Consider the following 20,117-nt stretch of genomic DNA (forward strand, 5'->3'; position numbering starts at 1 on the left):
GGCCACCCACCGTGACCCTGCATCTTCGCTTCTTCGACGGCGGCAATGCCGTCAGCGACTTCAAGCTCCAGCAACTCCTGCCCCGCCTGCAAGGCGTTTCCGACAAGATCAACGGGCTGTCGGCCCGTTTCGTGCACCTGGCGGCCTTCGATGCGGCGCCGGATGCGGCCACCGAACAGCGCCTGGGCGAACTGCTCACCTATGGCGAACCCGCCTCCGACCTGCACCTGGCCGCCGAGAAGGCCGCTGCCCCGGCCCTGGTGGTGATGCCCCGCCTGGGCACCGTCTCGCCCTGGGCCTCCAAAGCCACCGACATCGCCCGCAACTGCGGGCTGGCGCTGCACCGCGTCGAGCGCCTGGTGGAATTCCGCATCGGTTTGAAAAACGGCCTGCTGGGCAAGGCCAGCCTGAGCGACGAGCAACTGCGCGCCGTGGCCGACGCGCTGCACGACCGCATGACCGAGGCCGTGACGACCGATCGCAACCAGGCCGAGGCCCTGTTCACCGAACTGCACCCCGCGCCCATGGAGCACGTCGATGTGCTGAGCGGCGGCCCTGAAATGGGCAGGAAGGCGCTGGAAAAGGCCAACACCGACTGGGGCCTGGCCCTGGCCGACGACGAGATCGACTACTTGGTCAACGCCTTCCACGGCCTGAAGCGCAACCCGACCGACGTCGAGCTGATGATGTTCGCGCAGGCCAACAGCGAACACTGCCGCCACAAGATCTTCAACGCGCAGTTCACCATCGACGGCGTGGCGCAGGACAAGAGCCTGTTCGGCATGATCCGCCACACGCACCAGACCAGCCCGCAGCACACCATCGTCGCGTACTCGGACAACGCTTCCATCATGGAAGGCCACCAACTGGAGCGCTTTGTCGCCAAGGCCGGTGGCAATGCGTCCCCGGCCTACCAGGCAGAAGCGGCGCAGCATCACATCCTGATGAAGGTGGAGACGCACAACCACCCGACCGCGATCTCCCCGTTCCCAGGTGCCTCCACCGGCGCAGGCGGCGAGATCCGCGACGAGGGCGCGACCGGTCGCGGCTCCAAGCCCAAGGCGGGTCTGACCGGCTTCACCGTCTCCAAGCTCTGGGGCGGCATGAGCGACCAGCCGGGCGGCAAGCCCGAGCACATCGCCAGCCCGCTGCAGATCATGACCGAGGGCCCGCTCGGTGGCGCGGCGTTCAACAACGAGTTCGGCCGTCCGAACCTGCTGGGCTACTTCCGCGAATACGAGCAAGACGTCGGCGGCGTGACCCGCGGCTACCACAAGCCCATCATGATCGCGGGCGGCCTGGGCCAGATCGACGCCACGCAGACGAAGAAGATTGATTTCCCGGCTGGGACGCTGCTCATTCAACTGGGCGGTCCGGGCATGAAGATCGGCATGGGCGGCGGCGCCGCCAGTTCCATGGCCACCGGCACCAACGCCGCGTCGCTGGACTTCGACAGCGTGCAGCGGGGCAACCCCGAGATCGAGCGCCGCGCCCAAGAGGTCATCAACCACTGCTGGGCGCAGGGCGAGAAGAACCCGGTGCTGTTCATCCACGACGTGGGCGCGGGCGGCCTGTCCAACGCCTTCCCCGAACTGGTGAACGACGCCGGCCGTGGCGCGCGCTTCGACCTGCGCGCCGTGCCGCTGGAAGAGAGCGGCCTGGCGCCCAAGGAAATCTGGTGCAACGAGAGCCAAGAGCGCTACGTGCTGGCCATCGCGCCCGAGTCCCTGGAGCAGTTCAAGGCCTTCTGCGAGCGCGAGCGCTGCCCGTTCTCGGTGGTCGGTGTGGCCACCGAAGAGCGCCACCTGTCGCTGGTGGATGAGGGCCAAGAGTCGCCCGTGGACATGCCCATGGACGTTCTCCTGGGCAAGCCGCCCAAGATGCACCGCGACGTCAAGACCGTGCAGCGCCAGTTCCAGCCCATGGACCTGACCGGCGTCTCTCTGGAAAAGGCCGTGATCGACGTGCTGAGCCACCCGACCGTGGCGTCCAAACGCTTCCTGGTCACCATCGGCGACCGCACCGTGGGTGGCCTGTCCCACCGCGACCAGATGGTCGGCCCCTGGCAGGTGCCGGTGGCCGACTGCGCCGTGACCCTGGCCGACTACGCCGGTTTTGCCGGCGAAGCCATGTCCATGGGCGAGCGCACGCCGCTGGCATCGATCAACGCCGCGGCTTCCGGCCGCATGGCGGTGGCGGAAGCCATCACCAACCTGCTGGCCGCACCCATCGAACTACCGCGCGTCAAGCTGTCGGCCAACTGGATGGCGGCCTGCGGCGAACCGGGTGAAGACGCCGACCTGTACGCCACCGTCAAGGCCATCGGCATGGAGCTGTGCCCGGCGCTGGACGTGTCGGTGCCGGTGGGCAAGGACAGCCTGTCCATGCGCACGCAGTGGACCGCTGAAGGTGAGAAGAAGAAGGTCACCTCGCCGGTGAGCCTGATCGTCACCGCCTTCGCCACCCTGGCCGACGTGCGCGGCACGCTCACACCGCAGCTCAACCGTGACCTTGAAGACACCACCCTGGTGCTGATCGACCTCGGCAAGGGCCGCAACCGCCTGGGTGGAAGTGTGCTGGGCCTGACCCTGGGCCAGCCGGGCGACGAAGTGCCCGATCTGGACAGCCCGCAGGACCTGATCAACCTCGTGAACGCGGTGAACGCGCTGCGCGCCCAGGGCCAGATCCTGGCCTACCACGACCGTTCCGACGGTGGCCTGCTGGCCGCCGCCGCCGAAATGGCCTTCGCGGGCCACGTGGGCGTGTCGCTGAACGTGGACATGCTGGTCACCGAAGGCGACGGTATCTCCGACAGCCGCATGGACAGCGGCGACGCCAAGAACTGGGCCGGCCAGGTCAGCGCCCGCCGCGAAGAGCTGACGCTCAAGGCCCTGTTCAGCGAAGAGCTGGGCGTGCTGCTGCAGGTGAAGACGGAAGACCGCAACGCGGTCATGGAGACCCTGCGCGAGCACGGCCTGTCCAAGTACAGCCACTTTGTCGGCAAGACCCGCCCGGCGTCCTCGTCCATCGAGGTGGGCAAGGGCGAGCTGCAGGTCTGGCGCGACACCAAGGCCGTGTTCAGTGCCAGCCTGTTCGACCTGCAGCAGGTCTGGGACAGCGTGAGCTGGAAGATCAACCAGCAGCGCGACAACCCGGCCTGTGCCGACAGCGAACACGCGGTCGCCGGCCAGCCCGCCGACCCGGGCCTGCACGTGGCACTGAGCTTCGACCCGCTGGACAACGTGGCCGCGCCGTTCCTGAACCTGAGCCGTCCCAAGGTTGCGATCCTGCGCGAGCAGGGCGTGAACTCGCACGTGGAAATGGCCTACGCTTTCACGCAGGCCGGCTTCGAGGCCTACGACGTGCACATGACCGACCTGCAGTCGGGCCGCGCCAAGCTGGCCGACTTCAAGGGCGTGGTCGCCTGCGGCGGTTTCAGCTACGGCGACACGCTGGGCGCCGGCATCGGCTGGGCGCGCAGCATCACCTTCAACCCGCTGCTGTCCGAGCAGTTCCAGGGCTTCTTCGGCCGCGCCGACACCTTTGGTCTGGGCGTGTGCAACGGCTGCCAGATGTTCGCCGAACTGGCCGACATCATCCCCGGCGCCGAAGCCTGGCCGCGTTTCACGACCAACCAGAGTGAACGTTTCGAGGCGCGCCTGTCGATGGTGGAGGTGCTGGAATCGCCCAGCCTGTTCCTGCAAGGCATGGCCGGCAGCCGCCTGCCCATCGCGGTGGCGCACGGCGAAGGGTTTGCCAACTTCAAACACCGAGGCAACCCGGCGCAAGCCATCGCCGCCATGCGTTTCGTGGACAACGGTGGCGCTGCCACCGAGCAATACCCGTTCAACCCGAACGGCAGCCCGGGTGGCCTGACGGCAGTGACCACCGCCGACGGCCGCTTCACGGCCATGATGCCGCACCCCGAGCGCGTGTTCCGCAACCTCCAGATGAGCTGGACCAGCGGCAACCCGTCGGACCCCAGCCCGTGGATGCGCATCTGGCGCAACGCGCGCCGCTGGGTGGGTTGACGCACCGAACGCCGCCCACACCGCCATGAGCATCGACATTCCCAAGGACGCGCGGGCCGAGGCCATCGCCTCGATCCAGCGCTATTTCGATGAAAACATGGAAGAGCGGATCGGCAACATCGCGGCCGGCGGCTTGCTGGGCTTCTTTCTCGAAGAGATCGCGCCGGTGATCTACAACCAGGCGGTGGCCGATGTGCAGGAGCGCCTGCAGGCGCGTGTGGCCGACCTCGACATCGAGCTGCACGAAGAGGCCTTCACCTACTGGCGCCGGCGCCAGAACCCCGGGCGCTCGCGATGACAGCCCCTCGGCGGTTCCCGCTGGATGCGGCCACGGTGGCGGACTATGCCCGTGATGGCGCGGTCGTGCTGCGCGGTGTGTTCGATGCCGACGATCTGCGCACCCTGGAAGCGGGCATCGAGCACAACCTGGCGCACCTGAGTCCACTCGCCCTGGTGGCCAGCGAGCCCGACGACCCGGGCCGCTTCGTCGAAGACTTCTGCACCTGGCAGGACAACCCGGCCTACCGGCGCATCCTCACCGCCTCGGCGCTGCCGCACATCGCCGCCCAGCTCATGCAAAGCCGGACCGTGCGGCTGTACCACGACCACCTGCTGGTCAAGGAAGCCGGCACGCGCCAGCCCACCCCCTGGCACCAGGACCAGCCGTATTACAACGTCGACGGCCGGCAGAACGTGAGTTTCTGGATCCCCGTCGATCCCGTTCCGCTGGCCAGCACGCTGCGCTTTGTCGCTGGCTCGCACGCTGGCACCTGGTACATGCCGCGGACCTTTCGCGACCAGCAGGCCAAGTGGTTTCCCGAAGGTTCGCTGGCCGAACTGCCCCCGGTCGATACCGAGCCAGACCGCTACCCGCAGCGGGCCTGGGCCCTGGAGCCCGGTGACTGTGTGGCCTTCCACATGCTCAGCCTGCACGCCAGCAGCGGCACGGGGCCCGGCGTACGGCGCCGCGTGTTTTCAGCCCGCTACCTCGGCGACGACGCGGTCCATGCGCCCCGCCGCTGGCGCACCTCGCCGCCGTTTCCGGGGCTGGCGCAGCGCCTGGCCGACCGCGCCCCCATGGCGGATGCGCTGTTTCCCACGGTCTGGCCATCTGCCTGACGGCCTGGGCGCAGGCGGGCTGCTAGAGTCAGGTCCATCACCACGCTTCCTTGCTGATCCATGGCCACCAGCCTGCTCGTACTGCTCGACGACATCGCCACCGTGCTCGACGACGTGGCCCTCATGACCAAGGTCGCGGCCCGCAAGAGCGCCGCCATGGCCGACGACGTGGCCACCATGACCCAGATGGCCGCCAAAAAGACAGCTGGCGTGCTCGGGGATGACCTCGCGCTCAATGCCCAGCAAGTCACGGGCGTGAAAGCCGATCGCGAACTGCCCGTGGTCTGGGCAGTGGCCAAGGGCTCGCTGCTGAACAAGGCCATTCTGGTGCCGGCGGCGCTGGCCATCAGTGCTTTCATTCCGTGGTTGATCACGCCCCTGCTCATGCTCGGGGGGCTGTTCCTGTGCTTCGAGGGCGCCGAAAAGCTGCTGCATCGCTTTTTCCATGCGCCCGAAGACGAGGCGGCACGGCAGGCCGAACGCGTGCAGGCCTTGGGCGACGAGTCGGTGGATCTGGTGGCGTTCGAAAAGGCCAAGATCCAGGGCGCCATCCGCACCGACTTCATTCTGTCGGCCGAAATCATCGTCATCACGCTCGGCGCGGTGGCCAGCGCCGGTTTCCTTGAGCGGGTGGCCGTGCTGGTGGGCATTTCGCTTCTCATGACCGCTGGCGTCTATGGGCTGGTCGGCGCCATCGTGAAGCTGGACGACGTCGGCCTGTTCTTCAGCCGCCAGCGCGCCGCATGGCAGCGAGCACTGGGCCGCGGCCTGCTGGCATTTGCTCCGTGGCTGATGAAGGCGCTGTCGGTGCTGGGCACCGCCGCCATGTTCCTGGTCGGCGGCGGCATCCTGCTGCACGGCGTGCCCGCGCTGGGGCATGCGGTCGAGGCCTTCACCCACGGCCTGGGCTGGGTGGGCACCTTGCTCGGCAGCCTGACCGGTGGTGTGGCCGGCCTGATCGCTGGCGCTGCGGTGGTGTTTGCCGTCCAGACCTTCCAGCGCCTGCGTGGGGCGCCAGCGCACTGAATCCACGAAGCGCAGGCGTCGGGTGCCGGGCCGCCACGCGGTTGCGCCGAGTGGGAAAGCGCTTGAAGAGGGCGAAAAAAGGCAGGGATCGGTGGTCTTCGTGGGCGCTTGACATGCATCAAGCCCGTGCCCGGCAGGCTGCCTAGACTGGCGGCAAATCAACTGCCTTTGCGAGGATTCCCATGAACGCTGCTGCTGCCGCCCCGGTTGCACCCGCCACGCCTCTGGACAATTTTTCAAATTGCCACGAGGGCATTCTCCGGCGCCTGACGGCTCTGGACGAGTTGCCGGCCTTGCTGGCGCCTGCCGCCCGCGCGCGGCAGATTGCCGAACAGTCGCTGGAATTCTTCCGCGAAGCCATCTTCGAGCACCACCTGGAGGAGGAGCGCGAGCTTTTCCCGGCGGTGCTCGCCAGCGCCCAGCCCGGCGAAGAGGTCGAGCGTGTCCGCAGCATGACGCGCCGCCTGACCGATGAACACCGGGCCATCGAACGGCTGTGGAAAAGCCTCGAAAGAGGGCTCAAACAGGTCGCCAAAGGGCAGGGCAGCGAGCTGGATGTCGGCGACTTGCAGCGCCTCGTGGCCGAGTACCAGGCCCATGCCCGGTTTGAAGAAGCGGAGTTTCTGCCCCTGTCCGAGACCATTCTCGGGCGCAACGCCAACCACATGGCCGCGCTGGGCATGAGCCTGCACATGCGCCATGCCCCGCCCGTGAACGCCTACATCTGATCGGTGCGCGCCGCACGGCGGCGCATTTTCTGTTTCTGCTTTGAGCCAGATCAAACCGATTCATTTCTTAAACGCGAATTATTATCAATATGAGTTAAGATTTGCGGGTCTCGACAACGCCATCAGGTGGCCACATGAACCGCACTCCGCTTTCCGCTCTTCTGCTTTCTGCCATTGCCCTGTCCATCGCCGCCTGCAGCAAGCAGGCTCCCGAAGCGCCTGCCGCCCCCGCACCTGCTGCGGTGGAAGCACCGGCTGCAGCCCCGGTGGCCGTCGATCTGTCGGCTGAAACCACCGCCTACAAGACCTGGGTGGAAGGGCAGATCGATACGCTGCTCGCCGACACGCAGAAGTTCGTGGACGCGCTCAAGGCCGGCAAGGTCGATGAGGCGAAGCGCCTGTATGCGCCCACGCGCATGGCCTATGAACGTTCCGAACCCATCGCCGAAAGCTTCGGTGATCTGGATCCGCGCATCGACAACCGCGAGGCCGATCTGGAAAAGGACGAGAAGTGGACCGGCTTCCACCCGATCGAAAAGATCCTCTGGACCCAGAACACCACCAAGGGAACCGAAGCGCTGGCCGACCAGCTCATCAACGACATCAAGGAACTGCGCGCCAAGATCCCGACCGCCGATGTCACGGGCGAACTGATGGTGCAAGGGGCCGTGGACCTGCTCAACGAGGTATCGACCAGCAAGATCACGGGCGAGGAAGAAATCTTCTCGCACACCGACCTGTACGACTTCAAGGCCAACATCGAGGGCGCCGAGAAGATCTTTGAACTGTTCACGCCGAAGCTGCAGGCCAAACAGCCCGAACTGGTGTCCGAACTGACGGCCAAGTTCCAGGCCGTCAACGAACTCTTGGCGCAGCACAAGGCGGGCGAGGGCTACAAGTCCTACACCGCGCTGACCAAGGACGACACCAAGGCCCTGGCCGAGGCTGTCAACAAGCTGGGCGAGCCCCTGGCGCAAATGGGCGTCATCCTGAAGTAAGCCGGCCATCCGGTATGTCCGTCCGAGGTGGTGGTGTCTGATGCATCACCACCTTTTTGCATTGAAAACGCCGGTGATCTGCTCTCTCGGCAGGCGTTCGGCCAGAAAGTCCCCATGAAGTCCGAAGATCAATCTTTTCCCGTGCCGGCGCGCCGGCATTTCCTGAACCAGCTCGGAGCGGGTTCGGTCGGCCTCGCGGTCGCTGGCGGCCTGATGGCCGCATGCTCCGATCAGAGCCCGCCAGCGGCACCCAGCCCGGCCGCCACCGGGCCCGGTCCGTCGGCCGCGGAAACCGCCGCCGCGGCGCCATACGCTTTTGACGGCGAGCACCAGGCGGGCATCGTCACGCCGGCCCAGCGCCACATCTACTTTCTGGTGCTGGATCTGCACACCAGCGACGTTCAGGAAATGCGCGACGTGTTCAAGCGCTGGACGGACTATGCGCGCCGTCTGACGCGGGGCGACAACATCGCGGCCTATGGCGACAACCCCCATGTGCCGCCGGTGGACACCGGCGAAGCGGACAGCCTGGGCGCCTACCAGCTCACGCTGACCTTCGGCGTGTCGCCGTCGTTCCTGAAAAAGCTGGGTCTGCAGGACCAGTTGCCCGCCGATTTCGTAGACCTGCCGGCGTTCCCGCGCGACCAGATCCGGCCCGTGCTGTCCGGTGGTGACATCTGCATCCAGAGCTGCGCGAACGATCCGCAGGTCGCCTTCCACGCCGTGCGGCAACTGGTGCGCCAGGCGCGTTCGTCGGTGACCATGAAGTGGAGCCAGGCCGGCTTCAACGCCTTCGAACGGGGCGAAGACACGCCGCGCAACCTGTTCGGCTTCCGCGACGGCACGGCCAACCAGGAAACGCTGAAAAAGGCCGACGAATTCATCTGGGTCGACACGCCGAACTGGCTTCAGGGCGGCAGCTACCTGGTGGCACGCAAGATCCAGATGCACCTGGAAACCTGGGACCGCACCAGCCTCAAAGGGCAGGAAGACACCTTCGGGCGCGTGCGCCCCAGTGGTGCTCCCCTGGGCGCGCAGGCCGAGTTCGACGCTCCCGACGTTCAGGCGCGCGACGCCAAGGGCCAATACGTCATTCCCGAGAATTCGCACATGGGCCTGTCCAAGCGGTCGGGCATCCAGTTGCTGCGGCGCTCGTTTTCCTACGCGAGCGGCATCGATCCGGTGACGGGCCAGTTCGACGCCGGGCTGCTTTTCGTCTCGTTCCAGAAGTCGCCCGGCCAGTTCGTCGGCGTGCAGTCGGCGCTCGGCCGCATCGACCGCATGAACGAGTACATCACCCACATCGGCAGCGGGCTGTTTGCCTGCTTCGGCGGTGTCCGGGAGGGGGAATACCTTGGTCAGGCCTTGCTGGAGTCGCCCCGTGCGTAAGGTCTTGAAACCCGGTTTTTCAGGAAGTTGTGTGCTGCGGCTCCTGGCCGCAGCCTGGCTGGCGCTGGCGATGCTGATGGCGGCGCCGCTGGCCCAGGCACAGGACACCGCGTCGCGCTTGCCGGTGAACCACCTGTTCGTCACGCTCTCGGACGCGATGGGCGCGGCCAAGAAGGGCGATGCGCCCACCGCCTCTGCCGAGCTGCTGCGCCTGCGCGAGGATTTCAACCGCCTTGACGCCCGGAATTCCGAAAAGGGCCAGGTGCTGAGCCAGCGGCTTGAAGAGGCGATCGCCCAACCCGCGCCGCCCCAGTTGGCGGCTCTGTCCAGCGCGCTGCTTGCCTTCGAGCAGGAACAGAACCCGGTCGACTACACGGCCAAGCGGGCGGAGTTCAAGCGCAGGATCACGCCCGCGCTGCAGCAACTGGCGCAATCGATCGCTGGCGCAGGGGCCGGCGACGCGCCCGCGCTGCGGGCGGCCTACCAGCGTTTCAACGGTGTCTGGCTCGGCTCGGAACGGGTGGTGCGCAACACCAGCATGGGGCATTACGGCGCGATCGAGACGGCCCTGGCGCTGATGCGGGTGGCGATCGAAACCGAGCCGCTCAACCTGGAGAAGGTGCGGCATCAGGCCGGCCAGTTGCAGCAGGCCATCGACAGCTACCACAGCGGCCAGGCCATGGCGGTGTCCCAGGAGAGGTTCACGCTGACGGACGGCGTGCGACTGCTGCGCGAGGGTCTGAGCGACTTCGAGGCGGGGCGCCTGCCGGAAGGGCAGGACAAGCTGACACGCTTCATCGAGATCTGGCCGGTCATCGAGGGCGAGGTCAGCACCCGCGCGCCCGATCTGTACCGCCGCGTCGAAAGCCAGGTGCCGGTGGTGCTGGCCCACGCCGCCCAGCCCGCGCAACAGCAGCAACTGCAGGCGCTGATCGACGAGCTGGCGCAGATCGACCCGCAAGCCCGCTACACCGCGATCGACGCGATGCTGATCCTGCTGCGCGAAGGCCTGGAAGCGCTGCTGATCGTCATGGCGCTGGTGAGTGCCCTCAACGTCGCGCGCCAGGACGCCGGCAAGAAGTGGATCTATGGCGGCGTGCTGGCCGGGCTGGTGGCCAGCGTGCTGGGCGCCGTGGCCCTGCAGCGCCTGTTCCCGGTGGCCACCGCCGGCAGCAACCGTGAAATGATCGAAGGCGTGGTGGGTGTGTTCACCGTGCTGATGATGCTGATGGTGGGCGCCTGGCTGCACAGCAAATCCAGCCTGCAGGCCTGGAACCGCTACATCCAGCGCCACATGGGCCGGGCCTTGACGACCGGCAGCCTGGTGTCGCTGTTCGGGCTGAGTTTCCTGTCGGTGTTCCGCGAAGGCGCTGAAACCATCCTGTTCTACGCCGGCATCCTGCCCAAGATCAGTGCGCAGGACTTTCTGAGCGGCATCCTGATGGCCGTGGCCTTGCTGGCGCTCATCGCGGTGGTGCTGTTCCGGACCAGCTACCGGCTGCCGATTGCCCGCATGTTCAAGGTCCTGACCTGGGTCATCTACGCCCTGGGCTTCAAGATCCTGGGGGTGAGCCTGCACGCGCTGCAACTCACGGGCCATTTGCGCATGACCTCGTTGCAGGCGCCGTGGCTGGAAAGCCCGGCGCTGGGCCTGTACCCGACGCGCGAAACCCTGCTCGCGCAAGCGGTCTACATCGTGGTGATCGTGGCGATCCAGGTCGTCATCAGCCGCAGCCACACCCACCACCCGGCGGGGGCCGCTTCCCGACCGCAGCAGAAGCCGGTCGCCTGAGCCCAGTCACCAGGATCAGGACCGGGGCGTTGCCTGCGCCCCGGTCCTGCACGGGTTTTGGGCCCTCACTGTGCGCGGGGGTCGGGTGGTGGGCTACAGTCGGGCCCCGATGAAATCCCCGCCGTCTGCCCTGTCCACCGCCCACAGCGCCCCGGAACACTGGCGCACCGACACCCGCGACCCGGTGGCGGTGCTCGACATTCCCGGCCTCAATCACCGGGTCCGCGTGTTTGACGTGGACGCCAGCCTGCTGGTGGACGTGCCGGCTGCCGTGGGCGAGGACGTCTGGCTGGAGCTGTCGGTCGAGGTCGACAGCCGGCGCCAGTGGAGCCGGCGGATCCCGGCGCACAACCCCGGTCAGACCGATGGGCTGGACTATCACCAGCGGCTTCGGCTCGAAGCCGGGCAGGGCATCCGCATTCGCGCTCAGGCGGTGGTGAAAGGGGTGACCATTCGCCAGTTGCTGCTGGAAGCAAGGGAGGAGCTGTGATGAACACGGAGTGGCAAAAGCTGGGCTGGAGCGCGGCGCTGGCGGCGCAATGGGCGCGCTGGCCCGACGCCAGTGACCTGGCGCCGGCCCGCGTGGTGGCCGTGGATCGCGACCGCTTGGTGCTGACGGACGGCAGCGCTCCCTTCTCGGCCCGCTTGTCGGGCAGCTTCGTGTTCCATCAGCCAGACCCGGCGCAGTGGCCCTGTGTGGGCGATTGGGTGCTGGTGGCGCGCGGTGGCCGCGATGACGGTGAGGGCCTGATCCAGGCGGTGCTGGAGCGGCGCACGGTGCTGCGCCGGCGTGGCGTCGGAGGCATGGGCGAGGTGCAGCTGATCGCGGCCAACGTGGACACCGTGGTCATCGTGCAGTCCTGCCATTTCGATTTCAACCCGAACCGGCTCGAACGCTACCTGGTCATGGTGCGCGACGGCGGAGCCCAGCCCTGGGTGCTGCTGACCAAGACCGACCTGGTCACACCGGAGGAACTGGCCGCGCAGCTGGCGCAGATTCATGCCATGGGCGTCGATGCGCCGGTCATGCCCCTGAGCCAGCTCTCGCAGGATGGGGTGGAGGCGTTCCGTGCCCGCCTGCTGTCGGGCCAGACCTACTGTTTCGTGGGCTCATCGGGGGTGGGCAAGAGCACCTTGATCAATGCCTTGTTGGGGCGCAGCGCGCAGCTCACGGCGGTGGTGAGCCACACCGGGGAGGGGCGGCACACCACGGTGCGGCGCGAACTCGTGGCGCTGGACAACGGTGCGTTGGTGATCGACAACCCGGGCATGCGGGCGTTCGGCCTGATCGATGCCGACGTGGAGGCCGGTGGCAGCTTCTCGGACATCACGCGTCGCGCCGCCGATTGCCGCTATGCGGATTGCAGCCACAGCGGCGAGCCGGGCTGCGCGGTGCGCGCCGCGGTCCAGGCTGGCGAGATCGAGCCCGGCCACCTCGCCAACTACCTCAAGCTGCGCGAGGAGAACGCCTTCTACGAGCTGTCGTCCGCCGGGCGGCGGCAGAAGGACAAGGCCTTCGGCAAGTACGTCAAGTCGGCCAAGAAGAGTTTCTCGCGCGCGCACGACGATGACTGAGTGAGGACGCCCGCTCCTGCCACAGCTGGCCATAATGGGCGACCCTTTTCAGGAGACCAGAGATGACCGAACGTACGGGAGGCTGCTTGTGCGGCCAGGTTCGTTTCCGGCTGACGGCCGAGCCCATCGCCTCGCGCGTCTGCTGGTGCAAGGACTGTCAGCGGATTGCCTCGAACGGCACCGTCAACCTGATCGTGCCGACGGCCGCCATGGAGATCAGCGGCAACCTCGGCGAATACACCCGCACGGCCGACAGCGGCAACCAGGTCATCCGGCGCTTCTGCCCGCAGTGCGGCACGCAGTTGTTCGCCGATTCGACGGGCCGTGTCGGGGCGACGGTGGTGCGGGTCGGAACGCTGGACGATCCGTCCTCGGTTCGTCCGAGCGCCAACATCTGGAGTTCGAGCGCTCCCGCATGGGCCTGTCTGGACTCGGCGCTGGAGCGCGTCGAGCGTCAGCCCGGGCCGCCGCCGGCCAAGGCCGGCTGAGGTCCGCAGCGAGGCCCGCGCCGGATCAGGCGTTGGTGGTCGGCCGGGTCCGGTAGAAGGTGACCGGGCTGGCCGGCACGGCGTTCATCACGCTGCGCTTGATCTTGCCGACCACGTGCATCTCGCAGGGCTTGCAGTCGAAGCGCAGCGTCAGCTTTTCCTTGCCGTTGATCAGTTGCATGGGCTCGGCGCGCACCGTGCCCTGCACGCCGGTTACGCCCTTGGCCTGTTTGGGGCAGAGGCTGAGGCTGAAGCGCACGCAGTGCTTGGTGATCATCAGGCTGACTTCGCCTTCTTCCTCGTGGCTTTCGTAGGCGGCGGCGATGACCTTGACACCGTGCTTCGCATAGAAGTCGCGCGCCTTGTGATTGAACACATTGGCCAGGTAGGTGAGGGTGTCTTCCGGGTAGCTCACTGGCGGCTCGACCGGTTTGGCTCGCGGCAGGCGGTGCCAGGCTGCGGCACGGGCGGTCTCCAGCCGTTCCACCGCCTCGCGGCGCAGAGCGTTGAGCTGCGATGCGGGCACGAAACGCGGGCCGCGCAGGTTCAGCGCCACGTCCAGTGGCTGGAACAGGGTGTCGCCCAGTCGTGAGAGGTTTTCGCGCAGCTTGGCCTCGGCCTGGCTCGGGTCCTTGGCGTCCTGCGGGGTGCCGGGCAGGGAGGCGCTGCCGCTGTGGCCGTCTTCGTCGGTGACCGTCAGGGTCAGGCCTTCAGCGGTTTCGTCCAGCCGCAGCCAGGCGCCAATGTGGCGCTCGGCGGATTTCCGCTCCAGCCCGCGCACCCAGTCCATGTCGCGGTTGCGATTGACCTGCACGCCCTTGCGCAGGTCCTTGAAGCCGTCCATCGGGTCCTTGGGGAACACGCGCCACAGGCCTTTCCTGTTCACGGCTTCGGCGCGGTTGATCTGCAGGCCGACCAGCTCTTTCTGCAGGTCCAGGTAGCACAAGCCGTCGCCGTTGTGGATCACGGTGTCGGCGTCGTCCACCTGGAGTTCGACAAAATTGGGGCCGGTGGCGGTCACGTAGCCGATCGGGCGACCCGGGTTCTTGGGCGTGTCGAAGGCGCCGATGTCTTCCTTGCGGCCCTGCACGAAGTAGTCGGTGAACTCGCGATTGAAGTTCTGGTCCGGATCAGGCTGGAAGTGGAAGGTGCATTCGCCGCTGCTGGCGCGGGCCAGCTCGGGGCGTTCTTCCAGGATTTCGTCCAGCAACACGCGGTAATGCGCGGTGATGTTCTTGACGTAGGCCATGTCTTTGTAGCGGCCTTCGATCTTGAAGCTGCGCACGCCGGCGTCGATGATCTCGCGCAGGTTGTTGCTCTGGTTGTTGTCCTTCATCGAGAGCACGTGCTTGTCGTGCGCCACGATGCGGCCCTGGCTGTCCTTGACCTCATACGGCAGGCGGCAGGCCTGTGAACAGTCGCCGCGGTTGGCGCTGCGTCCGGTGTGGGCGTGGCTGATGAAGCACTGGCCGCTGTAGGCCACGCACAGCGCGCCGTGCACGAAGAATTCGAGGATGGCGCGGCCGGGCGCGTCCTTCGGGCCCAGCGCGGCGTCGATGGCGGCGATCTGCTGCAGCGTCAGCTCGCGCGCCAGCACGATCTGGCTCAGGCCCGCGTCCTGCAGGAAACGGGCTTTTTCGGGCGTGCGGATGTCGGTCTGCGTGCTGGCGTGCAACTGGATTGGCGGCAAGTCGATTTCCAGCAGACCCATGTCCTGGACGATCAGCGCGTCCACGCCCGCGTCATAGAGCTGCCAGGCGAGCTTGCGCGCTGGTTCCAGTTCGTCGTCGCGCAGGATGGTGTTGAGCGTGACGAAGATGCGGCTGTTGAAGCGGTGGGCGTAGGCGGCGAGGCGCGCGATGTCGGCCACGCTGTTGTCGGCGCTGGTGCGGGCGCCGAAAGACGGCCCCCCGATGTAGACCGCGTCGGCCCCATGGTTCACGGCCTCGATGCCGATGTCGGCATCGCGGGCAGGGGCGAGCAGTTCAAGGTGGTGGGGCAGCATGGCGAGCGGGCAGAATCGGGGGCGAACGTCGAACCCGATATTGTCCCGGAGATCGCCCATGTCTGCATCCCCAACCCTTTCGGCCACCGCCATCGTCCTGGTTCATGGCTCCTGGCACGGAGCCTGGTGCTGGAAGCGTGTGCTGCCGCTGCTGCGTGGCGCCGGCGTGGAGACGCACGCGGTCACGCTCACTGGCGTGGGCGAGCGCGCCCACCTGCTCGGCCCCGACGTGGGCATCGACACCCACATCCAGGACGTGATCGGCCTGATCACGACCGAAGAGCTGCAGCGCGTGGTGCTGGTGGGGCACAGCTACGCCGGCAACCTGATCACCTGCGTGGCCGATCGCCTGCAGCGCTCGCACCCCGGCCTGTTGCGGCACCTGGTCTATCTGGACGCCGGCATTCCCACGCCGGGCAGCAGTTGGAGCACGCCGCACAGCCCCGAAACCGTGGCCAGACGCGTGGCCGAGGCCCAGGCCAGCGGCGGGCTGAGCTTTCCACCACCCGACGCCAGCGTGTTCGGCCTCAGCGGTGCCGACCGCGACTGGGTCAACCGCCGCCAGACGCCGCAGCCGTTCCGCCTCTACCAGGAGCCGCTGGACTTCGACCCGGCCCGGGTCTGGGCCATTCCGCACAGCTTCATCGATTGCACCCACCCGCCGCTGCCCACCATCGATGCGGCGCGTCGGCGCGTGCGCAGCGAACCGGGCTGGAAGGTGTATGAACTGGCAACGGGGCACGACCCGATGGTCAGCGCGCCGCGGGAGCTGGCGCAGTTGCTGCTGACGGTGCACCACCAGGCTTCCCGGGCATGACCGCAGCGCGGGGAGCCGGGCGCCTTGACCGCATCGACATCTTGCGGTCGCTGGCGATGTTGTGGATGACGGTCTACCACTTCTGTTACGACCTCGACCACTTCGGCCTGATCGACGCCAGCTTTTCGCGCGATCCGTTCTGGTACGTGCAGCGGACCGCCATCGTCGGCCTGTTCGTGTTCACCGCCGGGCTGTCGCAGGCGGTGGCGCACCACGCCGGCCTGGGCTGGCCGCGGTTCTGGCGCCGCTGGGCCCAGGTGGCGGCGGGGGCGCTGCTGGTGACGGCGGGCTCGGCGCTGATGTTCCCTGACAGCTTCATCTACTTCGGCATCCTGCACGGCATGGCCGCCATGCTGGTCGTGGCGCGCCTGACTGCGGGCTGGGGCGGCTGGCTCTGGCCGCTGGGCGCGCTGGCCATCGCGGCCAAATTCGCCGCACCGGCCGTGATCACCGCATGGCCGACGCTGGCCTGGCTGAACCAGCCGGGCTGGAACACGCTGGGCTTCGTCAGCCGCCTGCCGGTGACCCAGGACTACGTGCCGTTGCTGCCGTGGCTTGGCGCCATGTGGTGGGGCCTGGCAGCCGGACACTGGGCGTTGCGGCACCGGCCGCAGTGGCTGGGCGCAGCCGATGCGCCGGCCACCGGGCCGCGCCGCGCCCTGGCCACCTGGGGCCGCTGGAGCCTGAGTTACTACCTGGTGCACCAGCCGGTGCTCATTGGCCTGGTGGGCGGCGCGGTCTGGCTGTTCCGCTGAAACAACCCTGGCGGGCCCGTGGCCCATTCGTGCCGAGAGGCGAGGGCGGCTGCGGGTAGGGAAGATCAGGCGCGCGCCGCGATGGCCGCCAGCACCTCGTCGAGCGACCCCAGCAACTGCGCCACATGCTCGGGCGTGGTCACCGGGCTGACCAGCATCATGTTGTGGAAGGGCGTGATCAGCACGCCCCGGTTGAGCAGGCCCAGGTGGATCAGGTGTTCCAGTTCGGGGTCCATCACGCGGTCGGCCTCGGTGCCGTTCTTCGGTGGCTCGGCGCAGAACTGGAACTCCACGCGCGCGCCCACCTGGGTCACGCACCAGGGCAACTGGTGGCGGGCGATCACGGCACGGATGCCGTCGGCCAGGCGCTCGGCCAGCGCCAGCATGTGGGCGTAGGCGGCTTCGGTCATCACTTCGGACAGCGCCGCGCGCATGGCGGCCATGGCCAGCATGTTGCCGGTGAGCGTGGTGCCGATGCCGCTGTGCCCGGGCGGCGCCTGGCGCTTGGCCTGGACCGCGCGGTCGGCCAGCGCCGCACTCATGCCGTACACGGCACTGGGCAGGCCGCCGGCCACCGGTTTGCCCATCACCACGGCGTCGGCCTCAATGCCATGCGCCCGGGCGTAGCCGCCTGGACCGGTGCTGATGCAGTGGGTTTCGTCCATCACCAGCAAGCTGCCGTGCCGGTGGATGAGCGCTTGGGCGGCGCGCCAGAAGCCCGGTTCGGGCAGCACCATGCCGATGTTGGTCATGACCGGTTCGGCCAGCACGCAGGCCACGTCGCCGTTGGCCAGAGCGGCTTCCAGCGCCGGCAGGTCGTTGAATTCGACGACCACCGTGTGTTCCAGCAGGTTGTGCACCTGGCCGAGCAGGCTGTCGCGCTGCACCGGCTGGCCTTCGACCAGGTCGACGAACACGTCTTCGATGGTGCCGTGGTAACAGCCGTTGAACACCAGGATCTTCTTGCGGCCGGTGGCGGCGCGGATCCAGCGCACGATGTAGCGGTTGGCGTCGGTCGCGCTGAGCGCGAACTGCCAGTAGGGCAGGCCGAAACGGCCGGCCAGCAGCCGGCCGACTTCGGCCGCGTCCTGCGTGGCCAGCATGGTGGTGTACCCGCGGGCGGCCTGGTGCTGCACGGCCGCGGCCACGGGCGGGGGCGCATGGCCGAACATGGCGCCCGTGTCACCCAGGCAGAAGTCCACCAGCGTATGGCTGTCCACATCGACCACGTCGACGCCGGTTGCGTGCTCCACGTGCAGGGCAAAGGGCGTGCCCCAGTCGTTCATCCAGTGCAGCGGCACCCCGAACAGCAGGTGTTCGGCCGCCTGGCGGGCCAGCACCGCCGACGCGGGGTTGCGTTGGACGTAGTCCTCGCGTTCGGCGGCCATGAAGCGGGTGGCCCGGTTCCAGTCCAGGCCGCGGCGCCCGGGGCGCCGGTCGGGCGCTGCCGGGCCTGGGCTTTCGGTGCTGGCATTGCCATCCATGGGACATCTCCTCCGGTTTTGGGGCAGTTGGGTCCACTTTAGGAGGCTTTGCAGGGACCGATGGAGCCACCTGCCCCGTGACATGGCGAGCCACTGGTCGCACAGCGCAAAAAAAACGCGCCCGGAGGGCGCGTCGGTGCGGAAGCGGGAAGCGCTTATTGCACCTTGGCCTTTTCGCGCAGGTTGCGCTGGAATTCGGCCATCTTTTGCTGGCTCAGCTGCTGGGCGATCTCGGCCTTGACCTCTTCCAGCTTGGGCAGTTGGGCCTGGCGGACGTCGTCCACGCGGATCACGTGCCAGCCGAACTGGCTCTTGACCGGGGCCTCGGTCATCTGGCCCTTGTCGAGCTTGACCATGGCTTCCGAGAATTCGGTCACGTAGCTGGCGGCGTTGGCCCAGTCGAGATCGCCGCCGTTGGCGCCGGAGCCCGGGTCCTTGGATTTCTGCTTGGCCAGGTCTTCGAACTTGGCGCCACCCTTGATGGCCGCGATCAGGGCCTTGGCCTCGTCTTCCTTTTCCACCAGGATGTGGCGGGCACGGTATTCCTTGCCGCTGTTGGCGGCGGCGAACTTGTCGTATTCGGCCTGGATGTCGGCGTCGGTGACCGGGTTCTTCTTCTGCCAGTCGGCGAACAGCGTGCGGATCAGGATGGTCTGGCGCGCCAGTTCCATCTGGGTTTTGTATTCCGCCGTGGCAGCAACGCCCCGTTTCTGCGCTTCCTGCATGAAGATTTCGCGCAGGATGGCTTCTTCCTTGACGCGCTCGCGCAGTTCGTCGGTCACCGGCTGGCCTGAGGCCTCGATCTGCTGGACCAGGGCGTCGACACGCGCGGACGGAACGGGTTTGCCATTGACGATGGCGACGTTCTGCGCAGCGGCCCAGGGAGCGACGCAGATCAGGGCGGCCGCGGTCAGGGCCGACAGGGTTGCTTTCATGAAGATCCTCGAAGGGGAATGGAAAACGGGTTGGATGCCGGACGCGGGCGCAAGTTGCAGGCTCAGGTCGGAAGGGTGCGCGGAACCGTGGTGGGTCTCAGGAGCGGGTGTGCGACCGGATTTCGATGGCCAAGGCGTGCAGCCCGGCCTCGGTGAAAGAACGCAGCGCATCATACACAAGGCGGTGCTGGGCCACGCGCGAGTGGCCGTCGAAGGCGGGCCCGCCGATGCGCACCCGGAAATGGGTGCCATAACCCAGACCGTTGGCGCCCGCGTGGCCGGCGTGGGCAGCGCTCTCGTCGATCACTTCCAGCTCCGTGGGCGCCAGGGCCGCGCGCAGGGTGGCTTCGATGGCGTCGGTGGTCGGCACCACCGGATGCACGGCGGGCGTGCTCATGAGGAAGACCCCGGCTCGCCGTCCCGATCCTTGAGGTGGGGCGCGATGTACAGGCCCTGGCCGACGATGAAGATCACCGGGAAGGCATAACCCCAGAGCTTGAAATTCACCCAGGCCTCGGTGCTGTAGAACGCCGCCACCCAGGCGTTGATGCCGGCCATGAACAGGAAGTAGGCGACCCAGATTAGCGTCAGCCGGGCCCAGACGGCGTCGGGCAGGCGCAGTTGGCTGCCCAGCAGGATCTGCAGGAAGTTCTTCTTCCAGATCCACAGCGCGGCGGCCAGCACGATGGCCATGCTGGCGTAGAGCACCGTGGGTTTCCACTTGATGAAGCGTTCATCGTGCAGGGCCAGGGTCAGCACGCCGAACACGATCACCAGCACCAGCGTCACCTTGTGCAGGGTCTGGAGCTTGCGGTCGACGGCGTAGATCAGGCCGGTCTGCACGACCGTGGCGGCCATCAGCACCGCCGTGGCCACGTAGATGTCGTACAGCTTGTACGCGGCCACGAACAGGCCGATGGGGAAAAAGTCGATGAGAAGCCGCATGGGCGGAATTATCCCTGCTTGCCGGACCTC

Annotated in this window: 18 protein-coding genes; 13 read left to right on the plus strand and 5 right to left on the minus strand. The window is 67.3% G+C overall.

What is annotated here, in order from left to right; all coding sequences use genetic code 11:
* Window positions 1-11 precede the first annotated feature (11 nt).
* The 11 genes from purL (at window position 12) to QQK43_RS02030 (ending at window position 13,146) form a co-directional block, all read left to right on the plus strand.
* Window positions 12-4,031 carry a phosphoribosylformylglycinamidine synthase gene (gene purL / locus QQK43_RS01980; RefSeq protein WP_284306438.1) on the plus strand — a complete coding sequence of 1,340 codons (4,020 nt, stop codon included), beginning with the start codon at window positions 12-14 and terminating at the stop codon, window positions 4,029-4,031.
* Window positions 4,032-4,056: 25 nt separating this feature from the next.
* A complete protein-coding gene (locus QQK43_RS01985) occupies window positions 4,057-4,329 on the plus strand; it encodes a DUF2164 domain-containing protein (RefSeq protein WP_284306439.1) in 273 nt (90 codons plus the stop codon).
* Window positions 4,326-5,150 (plus strand): phytanoyl-CoA dioxygenase family protein, encoded by an 825-nt coding sequence (locus QQK43_RS01990; protein ID WP_284306440.1) that lies wholly within the window; start codon window positions 4,326-4,328, stop codon window positions 5,148-5,150. Before QQK43_RS01985 ends, QQK43_RS01990 begins: the two co-directional genes overlap by 4 nt.
* A 60-nt stretch (window positions 5,151-5,210) precedes the next feature.
* A complete protein-coding gene (locus tag QQK43_RS01995) occupies window positions 5,211-6,176 on the plus strand; it encodes a DUF808 domain-containing protein (RefSeq protein ID WP_234266484.1) in 966 nt (321 codons plus the stop codon).
* A 182-nt stretch (window positions 6,177-6,358) separates the two neighbouring features.
* Complete coding sequence (locus QQK43_RS02000) at window positions 6,359-6,904, plus strand: hemerythrin domain-containing protein (RefSeq protein ID WP_284306442.1); 546 nt, start codon at window positions 6,359-6,361, stop codon at window positions 6,902-6,904.
* A gap of 134 nt (window positions 6,905-7,038) precedes the next feature.
* Window positions 7,039-7,902 carry an iron uptake system protein EfeO gene (gene efeO, locus QQK43_RS02005; RefSeq protein WP_284306444.1) on the plus strand — a complete coding sequence of 288 codons (864 nt, stop codon included), beginning with the start codon at window positions 7,039-7,041 and terminating at the stop codon, window positions 7,900-7,902.
* 114 nt (window positions 7,903-8,016) lie between these two features.
* Entirely contained in the window at window positions 8,017-9,291 is a 1,275-nt protein-coding gene (gene efeB, locus QQK43_RS02010; protein ID WP_284306447.1) for an iron uptake transporter deferrochelatase/peroxidase subunit, read from the plus strand.
* 31 nt (window positions 9,292-9,322) lie between these two features.
* Window positions 9,323-11,083, plus strand: a complete 1,761-nt coding sequence (locus tag QQK43_RS02015) for an FTR1 family iron permease (RefSeq protein WP_284306449.1) — start codon at window positions 9,323-9,325, stop codon at window positions 11,081-11,083.
* 109 nt (window positions 11,084-11,192) lie between these two features.
* Entirely contained in the window at window positions 11,193-11,573 is a 381-nt protein-coding gene (locus tag QQK43_RS02020) for a hypothetical protein (RefSeq protein ID WP_234266479.1), read from the plus strand.
* Window positions 11,573-12,658 carry a ribosome small subunit-dependent GTPase A gene (rsgA, locus tag QQK43_RS02025; RefSeq protein ID WP_284306451.1) on the plus strand — a complete coding sequence of 362 codons (1,086 nt, stop codon included), beginning with the start codon at window positions 11,573-11,575 and terminating at the stop codon, window positions 12,656-12,658. The genes QQK43_RS02020 and rsgA overlap by 1 nt, the downstream gene beginning before the upstream one ends.
* A 62-nt stretch (window positions 12,659-12,720) precedes the next feature.
* Window positions 12,721-13,146, plus strand: a complete 426-nt coding sequence (locus QQK43_RS02030) for a GFA family protein (protein WP_234266477.1) — start codon at window positions 12,721-12,723, stop codon at window positions 13,144-13,146.
* A 25-nt stretch (window positions 13,147-13,171) separates the two neighbouring features.
* On the opposite strand, the gene QQK43_RS02035 is transcribed toward QQK43_RS02030, so the two are convergent.
* Entirely contained in the window at window positions 13,172-15,151 is a 1,980-nt protein-coding gene (locus tag QQK43_RS02035; RefSeq protein WP_284306452.1) for a peptidase U32 family protein, read from the minus strand.
* Between the two features lie 58 nt (window positions 15,152-15,209).
* On the opposite strand from QQK43_RS02035, the gene QQK43_RS02040 reads away from it, so the two are divergent.
* Together QQK43_RS02040 and QQK43_RS02045 are read left to right on the plus strand one after the other, a co-directional pair.
* A complete protein-coding gene (locus QQK43_RS02040) occupies window positions 15,210-15,968 on the plus strand; it encodes an alpha/beta fold hydrolase (RefSeq protein WP_234266476.1) in 759 nt (252 codons plus the stop codon).
* Entirely contained in the window at window positions 15,965-16,723 is a 759-nt protein-coding gene (locus QQK43_RS02045) for a heparan-alpha-glucosaminide N-acetyltransferase (RefSeq protein WP_284306453.1), read from the plus strand. The genes QQK43_RS02040 and QQK43_RS02045 overlap by 4 nt, the downstream gene beginning before the upstream one ends.
* A gap of 65 nt (window positions 16,724-16,788) precedes the next feature.
* On the opposite strand, the gene QQK43_RS02050 is transcribed toward QQK43_RS02045, so the two are convergent.
* The 4 genes from QQK43_RS02050 to QQK43_RS02065 all read right to left on the minus strand — a co-directional run bounded on the left by QQK43_RS02050 (window position 16,789) and on the right by QQK43_RS02065 (window position 20,087).
* Window positions 16,789-18,207, minus strand: coding sequence for an aspartate aminotransferase family protein (locus QQK43_RS02050; protein ID WP_284306454.1), 1,419 nt, complete (start codon window positions 18,205-18,207; stop codon window positions 16,789-16,791).
* A 155-nt stretch (window positions 18,208-18,362) separates the two neighbouring features.
* Window positions 18,363-19,142 carry a peptidylprolyl isomerase gene (locus QQK43_RS02055; protein ID WP_234266474.1) on the minus strand — a complete coding sequence of 260 codons (780 nt, stop codon included), beginning with the start codon at window positions 19,140-19,142 and terminating at the stop codon, window positions 18,363-18,365.
* A 97-nt stretch (window positions 19,143-19,239) separates the two neighbouring features.
* A complete protein-coding gene (locus QQK43_RS02060) occupies window positions 19,240-19,539 on the minus strand; it encodes a BolA family protein (protein WP_284306455.1) in 300 nt (99 codons plus the stop codon).
* Window positions 19,536-20,087 carry a septation protein A gene (locus QQK43_RS02065; RefSeq protein ID WP_234266472.1) on the minus strand — a complete coding sequence of 184 codons (552 nt, stop codon included), beginning with the start codon at window positions 20,085-20,087 and terminating at the stop codon, window positions 19,536-19,538. Before QQK43_RS02065 ends, QQK43_RS02060 begins: the two co-directional genes overlap by 4 nt.
* Between the last annotated feature and the right edge of the window lie 30 nt (window positions 20,088-20,117).

Origin of the sequence: Hydrogenophaga electricum, assembly GCF_030160815.1 — a bacterium.
GTDB lineage: Bacteria > Pseudomonadota > Gammaproteobacteria > Burkholderiales > Burkholderiaceae_C > Hydrogenophaga > Hydrogenophaga electricum.